Here is a 17,122-nt window from a genome sequence, read left to right on the forward strand (position 1 = left end):
CTTACCGCGATTCCCGGCGCCTTAACCCTGCTAACTGCAGAAAAAACCTGTTACGTTATAAAACGCTGCGCAACTCACAGAATCTGCCACAGTAAGATAGTTCTCATTCCGGTTTTTGCGTTGCGTCGTCAGACTGAACGCTCTACTATCGTTCCATAAATTCACACAGAAACGATGAACTAATGCAGAAATTACGCCTAATTTGCCTTGCCGTGCTGAGCTTCAGCATCACTTGGGGCGCACATGCCGAAGATAAGCGCTATATCTCCGATGAATTAAGTACTTACGTCCACAGCGGCCCAGGTAACCAGTACCGTATTGTCGGGACTCTGAACGCCGGTGAAGAAGTCGCCCTGTTGAGCGTAAATGAAAGCACCAATTATGGCCAAATCCGCGATCCGAAAGGCCGCAATATCTGGATCCCGCTCGATCAACTCAGCCAGACGCCAAGCCTGCGCACTCGCGTACCTGCGCTGGAACAACAGGTGAAAACCCTGACCGACAAGCTGGCCAATATCGACAACAGCTGGAACCAGCGCACAGCGGAAATGCAGCAAAAAGTGGCTGCAAGCGACGGCACCATCAGCGGCCTGCAGCAGGAGAATCAAGATCTGAAAAACCAGTTGGTCGTAGCCCAGAAGAAGGTTAACGCGGTTAACCTGCAGCTCGACGACAAACAGCGCACCATTATCCTGCAGTGGTTCATGTACGGCGGCGGCGTCGCCGGCGTTGGCCTGCTGCTCGGCCTGCTGTTGCCGCACCTGATCCCGCGTCGCAAGAACAGCAATCGCTGGATGAACTGATTTCAGTATCGTTCAGTTTGAGATTGGCGCCTGCGGGCGCCTTTTTTATTGGCTTCGGCACGGCCCGGCTAATTGAGGTAATCTGGTCAACAGAGTCCCAGAATCATGCAGGAGCATAATAGTGAAGATCTACCTGGTCGGCGGCGCTGTCCGCGACAGTTTACTTGAGATACCGGTTTTCGACCGCGACTGGGTGGTGGTGGGCGCTGCGCCTTCAGAACTGCTGGCGCAGGGGTATCAACAGGTCGGTAAAGACTTCCCGGTGTTTCTCAACCCTGAGACCCATGAGGAATATGCGCTCGCGCGCACCGAGCGTAAATCCGGCCAGGGGTATACCGGCTTTACCTGCTACGCCGCGCCGGATGTGACGCTGGAAGAAGATTTGCAGCGCCGCGATTTGACCATCAACGCCATCGCTCGCGGCAGCGACGGTGAGCTGATAGACCCTTTCCACGGCGTGGCCGACTTGCAAGCGCGCGTGCTGCGCCACGTTTCGGATGCCTTCGGTGAAGATCCGTTGCGCGTGCTGCGCGTGGCCCGTTTTGCCGCCCGCTTTGCTCATCTGGGCTTTACCCTAGCCCCGGAAACCGCTGAGCTGATGCGCTACATGGCGCGCAGCGGTGAATTGGCGACGCTGACCGCCGAACGGGTATGGAAGGAAACGGAAAAAGCGCTGCAAAGCCAGAGCCCGCAAGTGTATTTCCAGGTCCTGCGCGACTGCGACGCGCTGGCGATACTGTTCCCCGAGATTGACGCCCTGTTCGGCGTGCCGGCCCCGGCCAAGTGGCACCCGGAGATCGACACCGGCATTCATACCCTGATGACGCTGGCTATCGCCGCCCAGCTCAGCCCTGATGTCGACGTACGCTTCGCGGCACTGTGCCACGATCTCGGTAAAGGGCTGACGCCACAAGAACTCTGGCCACACCATCACGGTCACGGCCTGACCGGCGTTAAGCTGGTCGAAGCATTGTGCCAACGTTTACGGGTGCCCAACCCGGTGCGCGATTTGGCCAAACTGGTGGCCGAATACCATGATCTGATTCATACCGTAAGCAAGCTGCGTCCGGAGACTCTGCTGAAGCTTTTCGATGCGATAGACGTCTGGCGCAAACCGCAGCGGCTGGAACAGATGATCCTGACCAGCGAGGCGGACGCACGCGGCCGTACCGGCTTTGAAAACAATCCCTACCCACAGGGCGACTATTTGCGCCAGGCTTTCCAGGTGGCAAATGCGGTCTCGGTAAAAGAGGTGGTCGCCAGCGGCCTGCAGGGGCTGGCGATCCGCGATGAGCTAAAACGCCGCCGCCAGCAGGTACTGGCCGACTGGAAACTCACCCAGGATATCCCTCTCGATCAGGCATAAAAAAACCCCGCGAAGCGGGGTTTTTTATTGACGCGGTCGCTTACATGAAGACCATGTAAACCACGGCGGCAACGATAAAGCGGTAGATGGCGAACGGCACAAACGAGATGCGCTTAATCAGCGACAGGAAGGTCTTAATCGCAATCAGCGCCACCACGAAAGCGGTCGCAAAACCGACGGCAAACATCGGCAGATCGCCCATCGTCAGAAAGTGCAGGCTCTTGTACAGATCCAGGCCGCTGGCGCCAATCATCATCGGCACCGCCAAAATAAAGGAGAACTCAGAAGCCGCATAACGGTTGACGCCCACCAACATGCCGCCGGCAATGGTGGAGCCTGAACGGGAGAAGCCCGGCCACAGCGCCAGACACTGGAAACAGCCAATCATAAACGCCTGACGGTAGGTGATGTCATCCAGCCCTTCCGCACTCGGTTTTTTCGGCTTCAGCCATTCCGCCGCCAGCAGCAGCAAACCGCCGACCACCAGCGCATACATCACGTTCTTTGGCTCGAACAGCGATTTAATGACATCGTGGAACACCAACCCCAGCACCACCGCCGGGATCATCGCCAGCAGGATATGGCCCAGTTTTAACCGCCCTGCGGTCTTGCCTTCGTGCTCTACCGGCTTGCCGCCAAAGTGAATGCCGATCAGGCCGAACAGACGGCGCCAGAACATCACCACCACCGCCAGAATCGACCCCAGTTGAATAATGACTTCAAAGGTTTTGGCCTTGTCGCCGGTAAAGCCCAGCCACTCGCCCACGATAATCATGTGCCCGGTAGAGGATACCGGCAAGAATTCAGTTAACCCTTCGACCACCCCAAGAACAAACGCGATAAACAGTGAATGCATGTCCGCCATGTGTTTCGCTCACCCTATAAATTTGCGACTACCAATATAAAAAAGCGGCAGTGTTCAATACATTGCCGCTAAAACAATTCTCAGGTTCAGACCAGGTTAACGGTCTTTAGTTGCACGCGTATGACAGGAAGTCACACCGGCCGGGTACCACGTTCAATAATGACCCCAACCCGGCTGGCGTGTGCAACTGCGCCCGGTTTGCTGACCTTAATACGGACCCACGGGGAATTGAAGCGCTGGAGTAAAATTTCAGATATTTCCTCTGCCACCCGCTCCACTAACGCAAAACGATTCGGTTCCACGTGCTGGATGATGGCTTCGCTGATATCGGCATAGCTCAGACAGTCGTTCACATCATCGCTGGCAGCGGCCTGGCGGTTGTCCCAGCCCATTTCGATATCGAACACCAGCTTCTGGCGAATGTTTTGTTCCCAATCATAAACGCCAATGGTAGTAATAACGGTAAGCTCTTCAATAAATACGATATCCATCACGTCATTCTCTGTTTTTGGCCTTGCCGGATACCACTTCCAGCGGAATATGCGTATTATCCATAGATGTTGCTAGTAAAACGACCATTATTAAACGGAACCGCGTTATGAGTGCTACCGCGCTTGGCATGATTATCTTCGCGTATCTGTGTGGCTCAGTTTCCAGTGCGATCCTGGTTTGTCGGATCGCCAGGCTGCCCGATCCGCGTGAACATGGCTCAGGGAATCCAGGGGCCACCAACGTCCTGCGCATCGGCGGTCGCCTGGCGGCGGCAGCGGTGCTGGTGTTCGATATTCTCAAGGGAATGCTGCCGGTTTGGCTGGCGTACAAGCTTGAAATACCACCGCTGTATCTGGGCCTGACGGCGATCGCCGCCTGCCTGGGGCATATCTATCCGGTATTCTTCCATTTCCGCGGAGGTAAAGGCGTGGCGACGGCCTTTGGCGCCATCGCGCCGATCGGTTGGGATCTTACCGGCCTGATGACCGGCACCTGGCTGCTGACCGTGCTGCTTAGCGGTTACTCCTCGCTGGGCGCAATTATCAGCGCCTTGATTGCCCCGTTTTACGTTTGGTGGTTCAAACCGCAGTTCACCTTCCCGGTAGCGATGCTGTCTTGCCTGATTTTGATGCGGCACCATGACAACATCCAACGCCTGTGGCGTGGGCAGGAAGGGAAAATCTGGGACAAGTTCCGCAAGAAAAAAGCGGATGCGGCGGATCAGGAAGAAAAGAAAGAATCGTGAAGTAAAAGGCCGGAAATTTCCGGCCTTTTACAATCACGCTTTAACTTTTACAGGATACTTTGACGTATTACAGACGCCCTCAAGTTCCGGTAAACATTCAGCCATCTTCAAGGCAGGCGCAGCTCGAACCATCGCCGTGTATAACTCACTTTTCGATGCGCTGATTTTTTTACCACGAGGAGTAATGGCCATGGTTTTCACGCCGTTACCATCCTCAATAACTAGCGTATAACCTTCTGCGGTTACAATAGTAGAAACCACTTTGTAAGGGGATTTAGGTGTTTTGACTTTAGTTGTTTGACTGACCATACCTAACTCCTTTTTGCATAGGTTGTTACTGCTTTTATTATTGCTCATATTTCACTCACCATCAACCAAAGGTAGCTGAAGCGTCGAGAACCATGCCGAAAGCTCATCGGCTGAGCGATACAGTATTAACTTTGCCCCACTGGTGATATCGACAAATTGGTGCCGATTGATATAGTAATCAGCGACTCCATCGTTAACCGGAAACATCAATCGCACCCCTGTCCCTTCAGTATCAGCCAAAAAAAAGACAATAGTGACAAGTGCATAGGTCAACATCCTTCCTTCAAGCACTGAGCCTTCTGGAGAGAAATTTTGCAACATGTTAACGTTCAGAACCTGCTCTGCCTGAATATAATCACACGCACAGGCCCCTGCCGGTCGGTCCATTGCATCCAAAAGCTTGAAAGCAAAATTGAACGCTTCGTCATCATCTAAAGAAGCGTTCACCGTTTCCCAGGGCAACCTCTTTTCCTCTGGTAAATTACGAACCATCGCCATACACCATTCCAAATCTTGTTGGCTCAGCGTATTTGCAACAAGAGGCAAGCCCGTATCGAGAAAATATCGATTGGTTGTGTCAATGGCGTCAGCTCCATGCTGACGTATTGAGATATTTGGCATTTTGGTTCCATCCATTAATGCAAAATCTGATTCAGAACAATGTTGGTTTACTGCCGTTTTTTCATACCGCAGGCAATTCTGCCAACGGCCAGCGCGGACGCACCGAAACGCTCAGTTCCGGGTTGGCACCGCTCTTCAGCCGCACCAGACCCGCGTAGGCGATCATCGCGCCATTATCGGTACAGAATTCCGGACGGGCGTAGAACACCTCACCGCCGCGTTTATGCATCATTTCCGCCATTTTGCTGCGCAGAGTACGGTTGGCGCTGACGCCGCCGGCCATCACCAGGCGTTTGAAGCCTGTCTGCTCCAGCGCACGTTTGCATTTTATCGCCAGCGTATCCACCACCGCATCTTCGAACGCGCGGGCTATGTCTGCACGCGTCTGGTCATCATTGCCGTTAGAGCGGATGGTGTTGGCGGCAAACGTCTTCAGCCCGGAGAAACTGAAATCCAGCCCCGGACGATCGGTCATCGGACGCGGGAAGGTGAAACGGCCCGCCACACCTTGTTGCGCCATCTTCGACAGCATTGGCCCGCCAGGGTAATCCAGCCCAAGCAGCTTGGCGGTTTTATCGAAGGCTTCACCGGCCGCATCGTCTATCGACTCGCCCAGCAGTTCATACTGCCCAATGCCGGTCACGCTGATCAACTGCGTGTGGCCGCCGGAAACCAGCAGCGCGACAAACGGGAATGCCGGCGGATTGTCTTCCAGCATCGGCGCCAACAGGTGGCCTTCCATGTGGTGTACCGGCACCGCCGGCACGTTCCAGGCAAACGCCAGCGCGCGACCAATGGTGGCACCGACCAGCAACGCCCCCACCAGGCCTGGCCCGGCAGTGTAGGCGACACCGTCGATATCGGCGGCAGTCAGGTTCGCTTCTTTCAAGGCCGCCTGAATCAGCGGCACGGTTTTACGCACGTGATCGCGGGAGGCCAGCTCCGGCACTACACCGCCGTAATCGGCATGCAGCTTCACCTGGCTGTATAACTGATTCGCTAATAAACCGGTCTGATCGTCATACACTGCAATTCCGGTTTCATCGCAGGAGGTTTCTATACCCAGTACTCGCATTACCCTTTCCCATCATTCACGTGCGGCCTGCAGTTTACCACAATCATGCCTATTTACCGCCAGCAGGGTACATCTTGTCGCCGGCCGGAAGCTATGTCGATGATTCCAGCCATAAATGCCGGTTTGATTAAAAACGAGCATTTTTTTCTGATTAGACTATAATCAGCGCCCGATGCAAAATTGCGCACGTTTTACCAGGGCGGCGCAGGTTTCAATTTGCTGTGGTGCTTTACAAAGCAGCATCCGTTGAAGTAAAATTCCGCACCATTTTGAAAAGGCTGGCGCTTGGCCAGCAGCAAACCGAATTTTATTGAGGTGAGAGGCACATGCCGGTAATTAAAGTACGTGAAAACGAGCCATTTGACGTTGCTCTGCGTCGTTTCAAACGCTCTTGCGAGAAAGCAGGCGTTTTAGCTGAAGTTCGTCGTCGTGAGTTCTATGAAAAACCGACTACCGAACGTAAACGCGCTAAAGCTTCTGCTGTGAAACGTCACGCGAAGAAACTGGCTCGCGAAAACGCACGCCGCACTCGTCTGTATTAATTCTTCGGGGGTAACCCCGCCGCGTGAATTTCTGATTTTAAAAATCGCGCAGACCGTGTAGTTGCATACGAAGGCCGTGCTTTCCGAAAGGAATGCGCGGCTTGTTCTCGTTTATAGGCTAGTAAAGTAAGGGCTTATGGCTGGACGAATCCCGCGTGTATTTATCAATGACTTGCTGGCTCGCACCGACATCGTCGATCTGATCGACGCGCGTGTAAAGCTCAAGAAGCAAGGCAAGAACTATCACGCGTGCTGTCCGTTCCACCACGAAAAAACGCCTTCATTTACGGTTAATGGCGAAAAGCAGTTTTACCACTGTTTTGGTTGTGGTGCGCACGGTAACGCCGTCGACTTTCTGATGAATTACGACAGACTCGAGTTTGTCGAAACCATCGAAGAGCTGGCGACCATGCACGGACTGGAAGTGCCTTACGAGGCAGGAACCGGGCCGACCCAGATTGAACGCCATCAGCGTCAAAGCCTGTATCAACTGATGGAACAGCTCAGCGCGTTCTATCAACAGTCACTGCATCAGCCTTCCGGCACGCCGGCGCGCAATTACCTGCAACAGCGCGGGCTCAGTGACGACGTTATCCGCCATTTTGCCATCGGCTTTGCACCCGCCGGTTGGGATAACGCACTGAAGCGTTTTGGTCGTGACGCCGACACGCGTCTCGCATTGAACGATGCCGGCATGCTGGTGACTAACGATCAAGGCCGCTCGTACGATCGTTTCCGTGAGCGCGTGATGTTCCCTATTCGCGACAAACGCGGGCGAGTGATCGCCTTTGGCGGGCGCGTATTGGGTGACGGTATGCCGAAATACCTGAACTCGCCGGAAACCGAAGTATTCCACAAGGGTCGTCAGCTGTACGGCCTGTATGAAGCGCAGCAGAACCACCCTACCCCGCAACGTTTGCTGGTAGTGGAAGGCTATATGGACGTGGTGGCGCTGGCGCAATACGGCATCGATTATGCCGTCGCCTCGCTCGGAACTTCAACGACGGCTGAACATATTCAGCTGCTGTTCCGCGCTACCGATAACGTTGTCTGCTGCTATGACGGCGACAGAGCCGGTCGCGAAGCGGCCTGGCGCGCATTGGAAACCGCATTGCCCTATCTGAACGACGGGCGCCAACTGCGGTTTATGTTTTTGCCCGACGGCGAAGACCCGGACACATTGGTCCGAAAAGAAGGCAAAGACGCCTTCGAGCAGCGAATGGAGCTGGCGCAGCCGCTTTCCACTTTCCTGTTCGAAACGCTGATGCCACAGGTAGATTTGAGCAGCCCGGACGGCCGCGCCAAGCTGAGCACGCTGGCACTGCCACTGATTACTCAGGTGCCGGGCGAAACGTTGCGTTTGTACCTGCGCCAACAGCTCGGCAGCAAGCTTGGCCTGCTCGATGACAGCCAGCTCGACAAGCTGATGCCCAAACAGGCTGAAAATGCGAATACTTATCAGGCGCCCCAGCTAAAACGCACAACCATGCGTATACTAATAGGGTTACTGGTACAAAATCCGCAACTGGCTACACTTATCCCTTCACTCGAGGGATTGGAGCAGACCAAACAGGCGGGTTTACCGCTATTTGTCGAGCTGGTGCAGACCTGCCTGGCCCAGCCGGGGCTGACGACCGGCCAATTGTTGGAGCAGTATCGCGACAACAAATTGAGCCAGCAGCTTGAAACCTTGGCGACATGGAACCATATGATCGTTGAGGACAGGGTCGAGCAGACATTTTTGGATACCTTGGCCAGCCTGTACGACTCCGTACTGGAGCAGCGGCTGGAGACATTGATCGCACAGGCCAGAACGCACGGCCTGAGCCCGGAAGAACGTGAAGAAGTCCGTTCTCTCAATCAGGTTTTAGCGAAGAAAAACTGAATACCAAACGGCTTAAGTGCCGATAAATGCGAGGGCAGAGCCCTGCAATATGCCGCCACAGTGGGCCGCGGCAACAACAAAAACGCCCCAAATGCTATTGTTGGCGGTTTCGCCGACCGACACCAACCTAAATACTCTGAAGTGTGGATACCGTCTTATGGAGCAAAACCCGCAGTCACAGCTTAAACTTCTTGTCCAACGTGGTAAGGAGCAAGGCTATCTGACCTATGCTGAGGTCAATGACCATCTGCCGGAAGATATCGTCGACTCCGATCAGATCGAAGACATCATCCAGATGATTAACGACATGGGCATCCAGGTGATGGAAGAAGCCCCGGACGCCGATGACCTGTTGCTGGCTGAAAACTCCAACAGCACAGACGAAGATGCGGAAGAAGCTGCCGCTCAAGTCCTGTCCAGCGTTGAATCTGAAATTGGCCGTACCACCGACCCGGTGCGCATGTACATGCGCGAAATGGGTACCGTTGAACTGCTGACGCGCGAAGGCGAAATCGACATCGCCAAGCGTATTGAAGACGGTATCAACCAGGTTCAGTGCTCGGTTGCCGAATACCCGGAAGCCATTACCTATCTGCTGGAGCAGTACGATCGCGTTGAAGCCGGCGAAGCTCGCCTGTCCGACCTGATCACCGGCTTCGTCGATCCTAATGCGGAAGAGGACATCGCCCCAACCGCAACGCACGTCGGTTCTGAGCTGTCGACCGAAGAGCAGAACGACGACGAAGAAGACGAAGATGAAGACGACGACGCTGAAGACGACAACAGCATCGATCCGGAACTGGCACGTCAGAAATTCACCGACCTGCGCGATCAGTATGAAGCGACCCGTCTGGTCATCAAAAAGAACGGCCGTAGCCACGCCAGCGCAGCAGAAGAAATTCTGAAGCTGTCTGAGGTGTTCAAGCAGTTCCGCCTGGTGCCAAAACAGTTCGACTTCCTGGTCAACAGCATGCGCATCATGATGGACCGCGTTCGTACCCAGGAACGTATCATCATGAAGCTGTGCGTTGAACAGTGCAAAATGCCGAAGAAAAACTTCGTCACTTTGTTCGCCGGCAACGAAACCAGCAATTCCTGGTTCGAAGCGGCGCTGGCAATGGCCAAGCCATGGTCAGAAAAGCTGAAAGACGTAACGGACGACGTGCAGCGCAGCCTGCAGAAACTGCGTCAGATCGAAGAAGAGACCGGCCTGACCATCGAGCAGGTGAAGGACATCAACCGTCGCATGTCTATCGGTGAAGCGAAAGCCCGCCGTGCGAAGAAAGAGATGGTTGAAGCCAACTTGCGTCTGGTTATTTCTATCGCCAAGAAATACACCAACCGCGGTCTGCAGTTCCTGGATCTGATCCAGGAAGGCAACATCGGTTTGATGAAAGCGGTAGACAAGTTCGAATACCGCCGTGGTTATAAGTTCTCAACTTACGCCACCTGGTGGATCCGTCAGGCCATCACCCGCTCTATCGCCGACCAGGCGCGTACCATCCGTATTCCGGTGCATATGATTGAGACCATCAACAAACTCAACCGTATTTCGCGCCAGATGCTGCAAGAGATGGGCCGCGAACCGACGCCGGAAGAGCTGGCTGAACGTATGCTGATGCCGGAAGACAAAATCCGCAAAGTGCTGAAGATCGCCAAAGAGCCGATCTCCATGGAAACGCCAATTGGTGATGATGAAGATTCACATCTGGGCGATTTCATCGAGGATACCACCCTCGAGCTGCCGCTGGATTCTGCCACCTCCGAAAGCCTGCGCTCTGCAACGCACGACGTATTGGCCGGCCTGACCGCCCGTGAAGCGAAAGTGCTGCGCATGCGTTTCGGCATCGATATGAACACTGACCACACGCTGGAAGAAGTGGGCAAACAGTTCGACGTTACCCGTGAGCGTATTCGTCAGATCGAAGCCAAGGCACTGCGTAAACTGCGTCACCCAAGCCGTTCCGAAGTGCTGCGCAGCTTCCTGGACGACTAAGACCAGCGGTTAGCGGCAAACAAAAAACCCCGGCCTGCCGGGGTTTTTTATTGCCTGAAATCCTGAGGAATCACTCCAGCGCAAGGAACAGCTCGCGGTAGCTCTCGGTAAGCTGCTCCAGCGTGGCGCGGTTCAGCCCGCTGGGATTAGGCAATACCCACACCTCGGTTTTGCCGATCGTCATCTCCTGCCGCCCCCAGGGTGCATTTTTCACCCCAAAGGCGCTGCTGAACGCCTGCTTGCCCAGAACCGCCAATGCACGCGGCTGGAATTGCAGAATTTTGTCTTTTAACGCCTCCCCGCCACTGCGCAACTCTTCACGCGTCACTTCGCTGGCCGCGACCGTCGGGCGCGCCACCAAAGCGGTGATGCCGCAGCCGGTATCCTGCAACTGCTGCCACTGCTCCGGGGCCAGTTGACGCTGGGTGAAACCGGCCTGATGCAGCACCTTCCAGAAACGGTTGCTGCCATTGGCAAAGGGATAACCCTGATGGGCGGAGGAAAGGCCGGGATTGATGCCACAAAACACCACCCGCAAGTTTGGCGCCAAAAGATTCATGGGTCTGTGAGGTCCGATAAAAGGGATTTACACCGGTTATCGCAAAATCCGCCAGCAATTACAACAGACTACAACTGCGCAGAAAAACAACATACAGGCGGCAAACAGTAGACCTGCACCGGAGGATTACCGTATAATCTCGCCGCTTGGCCCCTTAGCTCAGTTGGTTAGAGCACGCGACTCATAATCGCTTGGTCACTGGTTCAAGTCCAGTAGGGGCCACCAAACAAAACAAGGAGTGAGATGATAAATCATCTGGCTCCTTTTTCTTTTTATTCGAATCGTGCCAGGCAAGGAATTCATTCCAACCGTCTTCAAGCTCGCTACCAGTATTCCCGGATAGTGCTTCGCCACAATATCGTTCATTTTTCTGTCAGACCACACCGCTTGAAAGTGCTGCTCGCGCTCCTCTTCTGAAAGTTAATACCGTGAAAAACCTAAGTTTCCTCTTGGTAAATTACCGCCAGATAGCAGCCTTGCGGGCCATTCCTATCCGAACTAGAATCAGAGCTTAAACAACGAGGCTTTCAGCATGACAAAAAAAACGGCACATCGTCAGATTACCAAAGCTCAAATCTACCGCTCAGTTGCCAGCTCAACCGCTATTGAGACAGGCGTTTCCGTGCAAAAAATTGAGCAGCAACTCAAACAATATCAGGCCCAAGCCAAAGCCGTTGGTCTCGCCCGTTAATCTGGCAAAATATCGCTCACCAGTTGCATCATGGGGCTGTAGTTCCCTGAGACACCAGCCTGAATTGCCTTAAAGTAAAACGCCTTATGCTCGTCCCATAAGCTGTAATCGAGTAAGCCCTTTCCCGCCTGAACCGACAGTACATCGCAAAGTAGCCGCGACAGACGCCCGTTACCTTCTCTGAATGGATGGATCAAAATAAACTCCACATGGCATTCAGCCAGATAGCGAACCAGTTCCAGGTGAGCAAAGGATTTCAGCTCACCAGACCGGGAAAGAAACTGCTTATCAAAACCAGCGATCAGCAACGGGATCCTGTCAGCAGAGGCAAACTGGAAGCCGTCCTTAGCCAGGTTAGCGTTACGCAGCCTCCCTGCCCAGTCATACACATTCCCCAACCATTGGCAATGCCACCCGCTGATGTGTCCAAAAGCCAGATGGCCCTCACTCAACGCTGCCAAAGCGAATCCCGCCCCTCCTGATGCACATCGCAACGCCGCAGCCCAATGTCATTCAGTTGCTCCCGGCTCATCGAGCGCAAAGACTTTCTGCGGATATACGTAAAATACCCACGGCGGCAATACCGGCCTAATTTGCGCCACAAGCCTTCGCGGTCAGCAGGTAAATCTAGTATCTTTTCCATCACTCCACCCCAATTACACGCAAAGTAATAGGGTGACTCAGGTCACAAACACAAGACAGATTCAACGACTAACAATCAAAACCACACAGATCGACGTTCTGTGATTCTGTATGGTTAAAACAGGGGGTTTGTGTACCGGTTGTCGTCTTGCCGATCGCCGACATCGTCAGGCTGCGCCGTTCTGCCGCCGATGAGCAACCTGCTCCGCTCGTTGCAGGATCTCCTGCAAATCGTCCTCGTCGATGTCAAACAGCTCGCCCTGCATCAGCACTTCATGCAGATCCGCCCGGGTAATAGATACCGCATCAATCGGCAAGCCGGCAGGCTTGGTCTCGGCCGGTGCCAGTTGGTGCGGGTAACGGCGCCCGGCCAGGTTATTGAAGATAATCGCCAGTACCGCCAGCAACACCGAGTTAAGCAGCACCGGGTACAGTACAAAGCTGTAACCCAGTTGGTGAATGCCCGGCCCGCCGAGGATCGCAGTCAGCGCCACCGCGCCGCCGGGCGGATGCAGGCAACGCAGTTTGAACATCAATCCAATGGCCACTGCGGCCGCCACGCCGCAAGCCAGCCCGGGATCGGCAATCAGCAGGCTGGTGCTGACCCCCACCAGCGCAGCCGACATATTGCCGCCCACGATCGACCAGGGTTGCGCCAACGGACTGTTCGGTACACCAAACAGCAAAACGGCGGAGGCTCCCATCGGCGCGATAAACCACAGGTTTACCTCCCCCAACACAAAATGGCTGATCCAACCGGTAATCATCAACCCCAGCCCGGCGCCGATGCTGGAAAGCAAAATCTCTTTTTTGCCCATGGCCAACGGATGCGGCCACAGGCGCGCGCAGCCGATCTTGAGTCTTGTTACTAACGGATTCTTCATGTTACTTCGCACTGCCAAATTCAACGTAATAGCAACAAATATATCACATCATACCCGGCGGAATAACCGCAGCCCCGCCTGCACCCGGCAACAACTTTCCGCTAACAGATTGATTTTTCGCCACCCCTCGGTAATGATCAATGTTCTCCCCTTAGCCTTGAGGAAAAGCCGATGTCTCAACCGATTGCCGAGCTCTATACCGACAGCCAATTTTTCAGCCCTTATGCCATGTCCGCATTTATTGTGCTGACGGAGAAAAGCATCCCCTTCACCGTGAAACCGGTCGATTTGGCGCAGGAAGAAAATAAAGGCGCTGCCTATGCAGCACTGTCGCTAACCCGTCGGGTGCCTACGCTGGTGATCGGTGAGTTCCAACTGTCCGAGTCCTCGGCAATTAGCGAGTATCTGGAGGATATCCATCCGGCTCACGCGGTCTACCCGCGCGACGTCAAGCTACGCGCCAAAGCGCGTGAAATTCAAGCCTGGCTGCGCAGCGATCTGTTGCCAATTCGCGTCGAACGGCCAACCGAGGCGGTTTTCGGCAACGAAAAATTCCCGCCGTTGTCCGCCGCCGCCGGGGCCGCTGCCAACACACTGATCGGCGCAGTCGAAAAGTTGCTGAGCCACGGCCAGGATAATTTGTTCAGGGAGTGGTGCATTGCCGATACCGACCTGGCGTTGATGCTGAATCGGCTGGTGATGAACGGAGATGACGTGCCGGAGAACCTGCGCCACTACGCGCAAAAACAGTGGCAACGCCCTTCGGTGCAGGCCTGGCTGGCGCTGCCGGAGCAAATGCGCGGAAAATAAAAAAATCGGCGGCCACGACGCCGCCGTTCTCAACTGAGAAACAACATCACTTCCTGAAGGAAGGCAGGTCACCATCCAGAGGGCAGATAGCCTAACAATGACGCAATAGCGTATACCGCACTGGCCAGATACAGCAGCACGATGCTGATCTGCAACAGCGGATGGGTGATCCAGTTGCACTGCCAGCGCGGCGTTTGGTCACCGTGCTTGCGCGCCCCTCGCAGGATCAGCATCGGCATAATCGACAGGATCACCCCACTGAACACCCCAGCGAAATACAGCGCGTTAACGAACGACACCAGGCCGCTGTAAGCCAGCGCGAACGGGGGGACCACCACCAGCAACAGCACGCCGAAACGGCGCAGCGGTTGCTCGTCATTGCCCAGCCTGAATTTGTCGAAAATATTGGTCAGGAAGCTGCCGCCCAAGCCCCAGTAAGAGGTCAGCATCGCGCACAGAGCAAAGATATTGGCGGAGAAGAACGCCCACTGCCCGAGAGCCTGCCCCCAAGAGATGGTCGCCACGTCGGAGATATTATTCAGCCCGCTGAGGGCAATCACCGACATCGGCACCGCCGCCAGCAGCACGAAGGTTACCGCCATGCCGACGATAATCGCCTTCGGCAGCTGTTCCGGCTTATCCGAGAAGCCACGCGCCATTTCCGGCACTATGTACTGCGCCGAGAAGCAGAACACCACCACGTTGAATACCGGCACCATAAAGCGCCAGTCGCCGTTCAGCAGGTTGCGCATCTGGGTGGTGTCTTTCAGCAGTGTGGCCGCCACCAGCGCGGTCAACATCACCACCATGCCAATACTGATAAATTTCTCGCCGCGGCCAATCGCCTTCAGCCCCAGGTACAACACCCCTGCAGCGGGAACGAAAAACAGCAGGCTGCCGATGGCCGGCGAGATACCGAACAGAGATTGCAGCAGCTTGCCGCTGCCGGTCATGTACGCGGTCAACGCCCCGACGCTGTTGACGCACACCGAAGCGAACATCAGCCAGGCGCCAATACCGCCGACATAGCGTTTCGCCAGCCCGCTTAATTGCAGGTGGGCACGGGTACGCAGGGTGGATTCGGCGACGTACAGCATGGTGATGGTGGTCAGGCTCCCCACCAGCACCAGCCAGAACAGCAGCGGTAAAAAACCGGCTTTGCTGGAGGCATAAGCGATGGACAATACGCCGGCGCCGATATTGGTGCCGACAATCATCGCCACCCCTTCGAGGAAACTCAGTGATTTGGCGGGTGCAGACGTTCGCACCCCGGCGGCAAGCGCCGGAGAAATAGAGATGTTTTCAGAAGACATGCAGCATCCTTTGTTGCCCGGCGGCTCCGGCCACCGGGACAGGTTAATTTCCCGGTGGTTAACAGCTCACATCGATACACAGGTATTTCAGCTCCAGATATTCTTCAATGCCGTAACGCGATCCTTCACGTCCGAGTCCTGACTGCTTCACACCGCCAAACGGCGCGACCTCATTGGAGATCAGCCCGGTGTTGATGCCGACCATGCCGTATTCCAGCGCTTCCGGTACTCGCCACTGGCGCGAGGCACTCTGCGTAAACAGATAAGCGGCCAGACCGAATTCGGTGTCGTTGGCCATGGCGATCGCTTCCGCCTCATCATGGAAACGGAACAGCGGCGCCACCGGGCCAAAGGTTTCTTCCCGGGCGAAGCGCATTTTTTGCGTCACGCCGGTCACCACCGTCGGTTGGAAGAAGGTACGGCCCAGCTCGTGCGGCTGCCCGCCGATAGCAATCTGCGCGCCTTTGATCAGCGCATCGTCAATGTGGCTCTGCACTTTATCCACCGCGTCCTGATCGATCAGCGGCCCCTGGGTGGTGCCTTCATGGCTGCCGTCACCGACCTTCAGTTGCTCAACCGCCGCCACCAGCTTGTCCACCAAACGGTCATAGATGCCGTCCTGCACGTAGATGCGGTTGGCGCAGACGCAGGTCTGGCCGCTGTTACGGAACTTGGAGGCCATGATGCCCGCCACCGCCGCGTCCAGATTGGCGTCGTCGAAAACGATCACCGGCGCGTTGCCCCCCAGCTCCAGCGACAGCTTTTTAATCGTCGGCGCGCACTGCGCCATCAGAATGCGGCCGACCTCGGTCGAACCGGTAAAGCTCAGTTTGCGCACCACCGGGCTGTCGCACAGCACCTTGCCCACCTGCGCCGCGTCGCCGGTCACCACCTGCAACACGCCCGGCGGAATGCCGGCATCCTGCGCCAGCTTCGCCAACGCCAACGCGGTCAGCGGCGTCTGTTCGGCCGGTTTGACGATCATCGCGCAGCCCGCAGCCAACGCCGGCGCCACCTTGCGGGTGATCATCGCCGCCGGGAAGTTCCACGGCGTGATCGCCGCGCAAACGCCGATCGGCTGTTTCACTACCACCAGGCGCTGCGAGGCCAGCGGCGCCTGCAACACGGCACCGTCGACACGCTTGGCCTCTTCGGCGAACCAGGTAATAAACGAAGCGGCATAGGCGACTTCACCGCGCGCTTCCGCCAGCGATTTACCCTGCTCGGCGGTCATCAGTTGCGCCAAATCCTCCTGGGCCGCCAGCACCTTGTCGGCCCAGGCCAGCAACAGCACGGAGCGCTGTTTGGCGGTCAGCTGTTTCCAGCCCTGCTGCGCCAACTGCGCCGCGTTAATCGCCTGCTGCGTTTCTTCTTCGCTGACCAACGGAATGCTTGCCAGCTCAGCACCGGTCGCCGGGTTGATGACCGCTTCACGCTGGCCGCTCAAGGCGTCGCACCACTCACCGTTAATCAAACACTGGCTGCGCAGCAGCTCGGGATTATTCAGTTTCATTGCCGGTCACT

The 17,122-nt window shown here is 55.6% G+C and carries 18 protein-coding genes and 1 tRNA gene; 9 read left to right on the top strand and 10 right to left on the bottom strand.

The window, feature by feature from the left end; translation table 11 throughout:
- Positions 1-182 precede the first annotated feature (182 nt).
- Complete coding sequence (locus SPL01S_RS14830; RefSeq protein ID WP_004948337.1) at positions 183-803, top strand: TIGR04211 family SH3 domain-containing protein; 621 nt, start codon at positions 183-185, stop codon at positions 801-803.
- A gap of 121 nt (positions 804-924) precedes the next feature.
- Complete coding sequence (locus SPL01S_RS14835; protein WP_063200887.1) at positions 925-2,169, top strand: multifunctional CCA addition/repair protein; 1,245 nt, start codon at positions 925-927, stop codon at positions 2,167-2,169.
- A 40-nt stretch (positions 2,170-2,209) separates the two neighbouring features.
- On the opposite strand, the gene bacA is transcribed toward SPL01S_RS14835, so the two are convergent.
- Entirely contained in the window at positions 2,210-3,034 is an 825-nt protein-coding gene (bacA, locus tag SPL01S_RS14840; protein WP_063200890.1) for an undecaprenyl-diphosphate phosphatase, read from the bottom strand.
- A gap of 131 nt (positions 3,035-3,165) precedes the next feature.
- The gene (folB, locus tag SPL01S_RS14845; RefSeq protein WP_006320572.1) at positions 3,166-3,525 is read right to left on the bottom strand and encodes a bifunctional dihydroneopterin aldolase/7,8-dihydroneopterin epimerase; all 360 of its coding nucleotides are present in this window, start codon (positions 3,523-3,525) and stop codon (positions 3,166-3,168) included.
- 107 nt (positions 3,526-3,632) lie between these two features.
- On the opposite strand from folB, the gene plsY reads away from it, so the two are divergent.
- Positions 3,633-4,271: a glycerol-3-phosphate 1-O-acyltransferase PlsY gene (gene plsY / locus SPL01S_RS14850; RefSeq protein WP_041416403.1), complete on the top strand. Its 639-nt coding sequence runs from the start codon at positions 3,633-3,635 to the stop codon at positions 4,269-4,271.
- Between the two features lie 33 nt (positions 4,272-4,304).
- Here the strand turns inward: plsY and SPL01S_RS14855 are convergent, their stop codons facing one another.
- The 3 genes from SPL01S_RS14855 to tsaD all read right to left on the bottom strand — a co-directional run bounded on the left by SPL01S_RS14855 (position 4,305) and on the right by tsaD (position 6,276).
- Positions 4,305-4,580, bottom strand: coding sequence for a hypothetical protein (locus SPL01S_RS14855; RefSeq protein WP_063200894.1), 276 nt, complete (start codon positions 4,578-4,580; stop codon positions 4,305-4,307).
- A gap of 51 nt (positions 4,581-4,631) precedes the next feature.
- Positions 4,632-5,201, bottom strand: coding sequence for a hypothetical protein (locus SPL01S_RS14860; protein ID WP_063200897.1), 570 nt, complete (start codon positions 5,199-5,201; stop codon positions 4,632-4,634).
- Between the two features lie 61 nt (positions 5,202-5,262).
- On the bottom strand, positions 5,263-6,276 hold the full coding sequence (tsaD, locus tag SPL01S_RS14865) for a tRNA (adenosine(37)-N6)-threonylcarbamoyltransferase complex transferase subunit TsaD (protein ID WP_004948351.1): 1,014 nt from the start codon (positions 6,274-6,276) through the stop codon (positions 5,263-5,265).
- 326 nt (positions 6,277-6,602) lie between these two features.
- Between tsaD and rpsU the strand changes: the two genes are divergently transcribed.
- The 3 genes from rpsU (at position 6,603) to rpoD (ending at position 10,699) form a co-directional block, all read left to right on the top strand.
- Positions 6,603-6,818: a 30S ribosomal protein S21 gene (gene rpsU, locus SPL01S_RS14870; RefSeq protein ID WP_001144069.1), complete on the top strand. Its 216-nt coding sequence runs from the start codon at positions 6,603-6,605 to the stop codon at positions 6,816-6,818.
- Positions 6,819-6,954: 136 nt separating this feature from the next.
- On the top strand, positions 6,955-8,703 hold the full coding sequence (gene dnaG, locus SPL01S_RS14875) for a DNA primase (protein ID WP_062868792.1): 1,749 nt from the start codon (positions 6,955-6,957) through the stop codon (positions 8,701-8,703).
- Between the two features lie 157 nt (positions 8,704-8,860).
- Positions 8,861-10,699 (top strand): RNA polymerase sigma factor RpoD, encoded by a 1,839-nt coding sequence (rpoD, locus tag SPL01S_RS14880; RefSeq protein WP_006328195.1) that lies wholly within the window; start codon positions 8,861-8,863, stop codon positions 10,697-10,699.
- Between the two features lie 70 nt (positions 10,700-10,769).
- Here rpoD and mug read toward each other — a convergent pair whose 3' ends face one another.
- Positions 10,770-11,258: a G/U mismatch-specific DNA glycosylase gene (mug, locus tag SPL01S_RS14885; RefSeq protein ID WP_004948359.1), complete on the bottom strand. Its 489-nt coding sequence runs from the start codon at positions 11,256-11,258 to the stop codon at positions 10,770-10,772.
- 148 nt (positions 11,259-11,406) lie between these two features.
- Between mug and SPL01S_RS14890 the strand changes: the two genes are divergently transcribed.
- A tRNA-Ile gene (locus SPL01S_RS14890) sits at positions 11,407-11,483 on the top strand.
- A gap of 307 nt (positions 11,484-11,790) precedes the next feature.
- Positions 11,791-11,949 (top strand): hypothetical protein, encoded by a 159-nt coding sequence (locus tag SPL01S_RS25485; RefSeq protein WP_111738525.1) that lies wholly within the window; start codon positions 11,791-11,793, stop codon positions 11,947-11,949.
- Here the strand turns inward: SPL01S_RS25485 and SPL01S_RS14895 are convergent.
- A complete protein-coding gene (locus SPL01S_RS14895) occupies positions 11,946-12,410 on the bottom strand; it encodes a Fic/DOC family protein (protein ID WP_232245968.1) in 465 nt (154 codons plus the stop codon). The two genes, SPL01S_RS25485 and SPL01S_RS14895, sit on opposite strands and share 4 nt — an antisense overlap.
- Before the next feature lie 348 nt (positions 12,411-12,758).
- A complete protein-coding gene (locus SPL01S_RS14900; RefSeq protein WP_063200903.1) occupies positions 12,759-13,475 on the bottom strand; it encodes an HPP family protein in 717 nt (238 codons plus the stop codon).
- A 171-nt stretch (positions 13,476-13,646) separates the two neighbouring features.
- Between SPL01S_RS14900 and yfcF the strand changes: the two genes are divergently transcribed.
- On the top strand, positions 13,647-14,285 hold the full coding sequence (gene yfcF, locus SPL01S_RS14905; RefSeq protein ID WP_063200906.1) for a glutathione transferase: 639 nt from the start codon (positions 13,647-13,649) through the stop codon (positions 14,283-14,285).
- Positions 14,286-14,353: 68 nt separating this feature from the next.
- On the opposite strand, the gene SPL01S_RS14910 is transcribed toward yfcF, so the two are convergent.
- Both SPL01S_RS14910 and SPL01S_RS14915 read right to left on the bottom strand, forming a co-directional pair.
- Positions 14,354-15,598 carry an aromatic amino acid transport family protein gene (locus SPL01S_RS14910; protein WP_063200909.1) on the bottom strand — a complete coding sequence of 415 codons (1,245 nt, stop codon included), beginning with the start codon at positions 15,596-15,598 and terminating at the stop codon, positions 14,354-14,356.
- A gap of 58 nt (positions 15,599-15,656) precedes the next feature.
- Positions 15,657-17,111, bottom strand: a complete 1,455-nt coding sequence (locus SPL01S_RS14915; RefSeq protein WP_004948371.1) for an NAD-dependent succinate-semialdehyde dehydrogenase — start codon at positions 17,109-17,111, stop codon at positions 15,657-15,659.
- Positions 17,112-17,122 lie beyond the last annotated feature (11 nt).

It is taken from the genome of Serratia plymuthica NBRC 102599, assembly GCF_001590925.1.
GTDB lineage: Bacteria > Pseudomonadota > Gammaproteobacteria > Enterobacterales > Enterobacteriaceae > Serratia > Serratia plymuthica.

Bases quoted from the DNA above. Each gene is read 5' to 3' on its own strand.
- SPL01S_RS14900 (WP_063200903.1), bottom strand. From the start codon at position 13,475: ATGAAGAATCCGTTAGTAACAAGACTCAAGATCGGCTGCGCGCGCCTG.
- plsY (WP_041416403.1), top strand. From the start codon at position 3,633: ATGAGTGCTACCGCGCTTGGCATGATTATCTTCGCGTATCTGTGTGGC.
- yfcF (WP_063200906.1), top strand. From the start codon at position 13,647: ATGTCTCAACCGATTGCCGAGCTCTATACCGACAGCCAATTTTTCAGC.
- bacA (WP_063200890.1), bottom strand. From the start codon at position 3,034: ATGGCGGACATGCATTCACTGTTTATCGCGTTTGTTCTTGGGGTGGTC.
- mug (WP_004948359.1), bottom strand. From the start codon at position 11,258: ATGAATCTTTTGGCGCCAAACTTGCGGGTGGTGTTTTGTGGCATCAAT.
- SPL01S_RS14830 (WP_004948337.1), top strand. From the start codon at position 183: ATGCAGAAATTACGCCTAATTTGCCTTGCCGTGCTGAGCTTCAGCATC.
- SPL01S_RS14910 (WP_063200909.1), bottom strand. From the start codon at position 15,598: ATGTCTTCTGAAAACATCTCTATTTCTCCGGCGCTTGCCGCCGGGGTG.
- SPL01S_RS25485 (WP_111738525.1), top strand. From the start codon at position 11,791: ATGACAAAAAAAACGGCACATCGTCAGATTACCAAAGCTCAAATCTAC.
- SPL01S_RS14915 (WP_004948371.1), bottom strand. From the start codon at position 17,111: ATGAAACTGAATAATCCCGAGCTGCTGCGCAGCCAGTGTTTGATTAAC.
- folB (WP_006320572.1), bottom strand. From the start codon at position 3,525: ATGGATATCGTATTTATTGAAGAGCTTACCGTTATTACTACCATTGGC.
- SPL01S_RS14860 (WP_063200897.1), bottom strand. From the start codon at position 5,201: ATGCCAAATATCTCAATACGTCAGCATGGAGCTGACGCCATTGACACA.
- SPL01S_RS14855 (WP_063200894.1), bottom strand. From the start codon at position 4,580: ATGGTCAGTCAAACAACTAAAGTCAAAACACCTAAATCCCCTTACAAA.
- tsaD (WP_004948351.1), bottom strand. From the start codon at position 6,276: ATGCGAGTACTGGGTATAGAAACCTCCTGCGATGAAACCGGAATTGCA.
- rpsU (WP_001144069.1), top strand. From the start codon at position 6,603: ATGCCGGTAATTAAAGTACGTGAAAACGAGCCATTTGACGTTGCTCTG.
- rpoD (WP_006328195.1), top strand. From the start codon at position 8,861: ATGGAGCAAAACCCGCAGTCACAGCTTAAACTTCTTGTCCAACGTGGT.
- dnaG (WP_062868792.1), top strand. From the start codon at position 6,955: ATGGCTGGACGAATCCCGCGTGTATTTATCAATGACTTGCTGGCTCGC.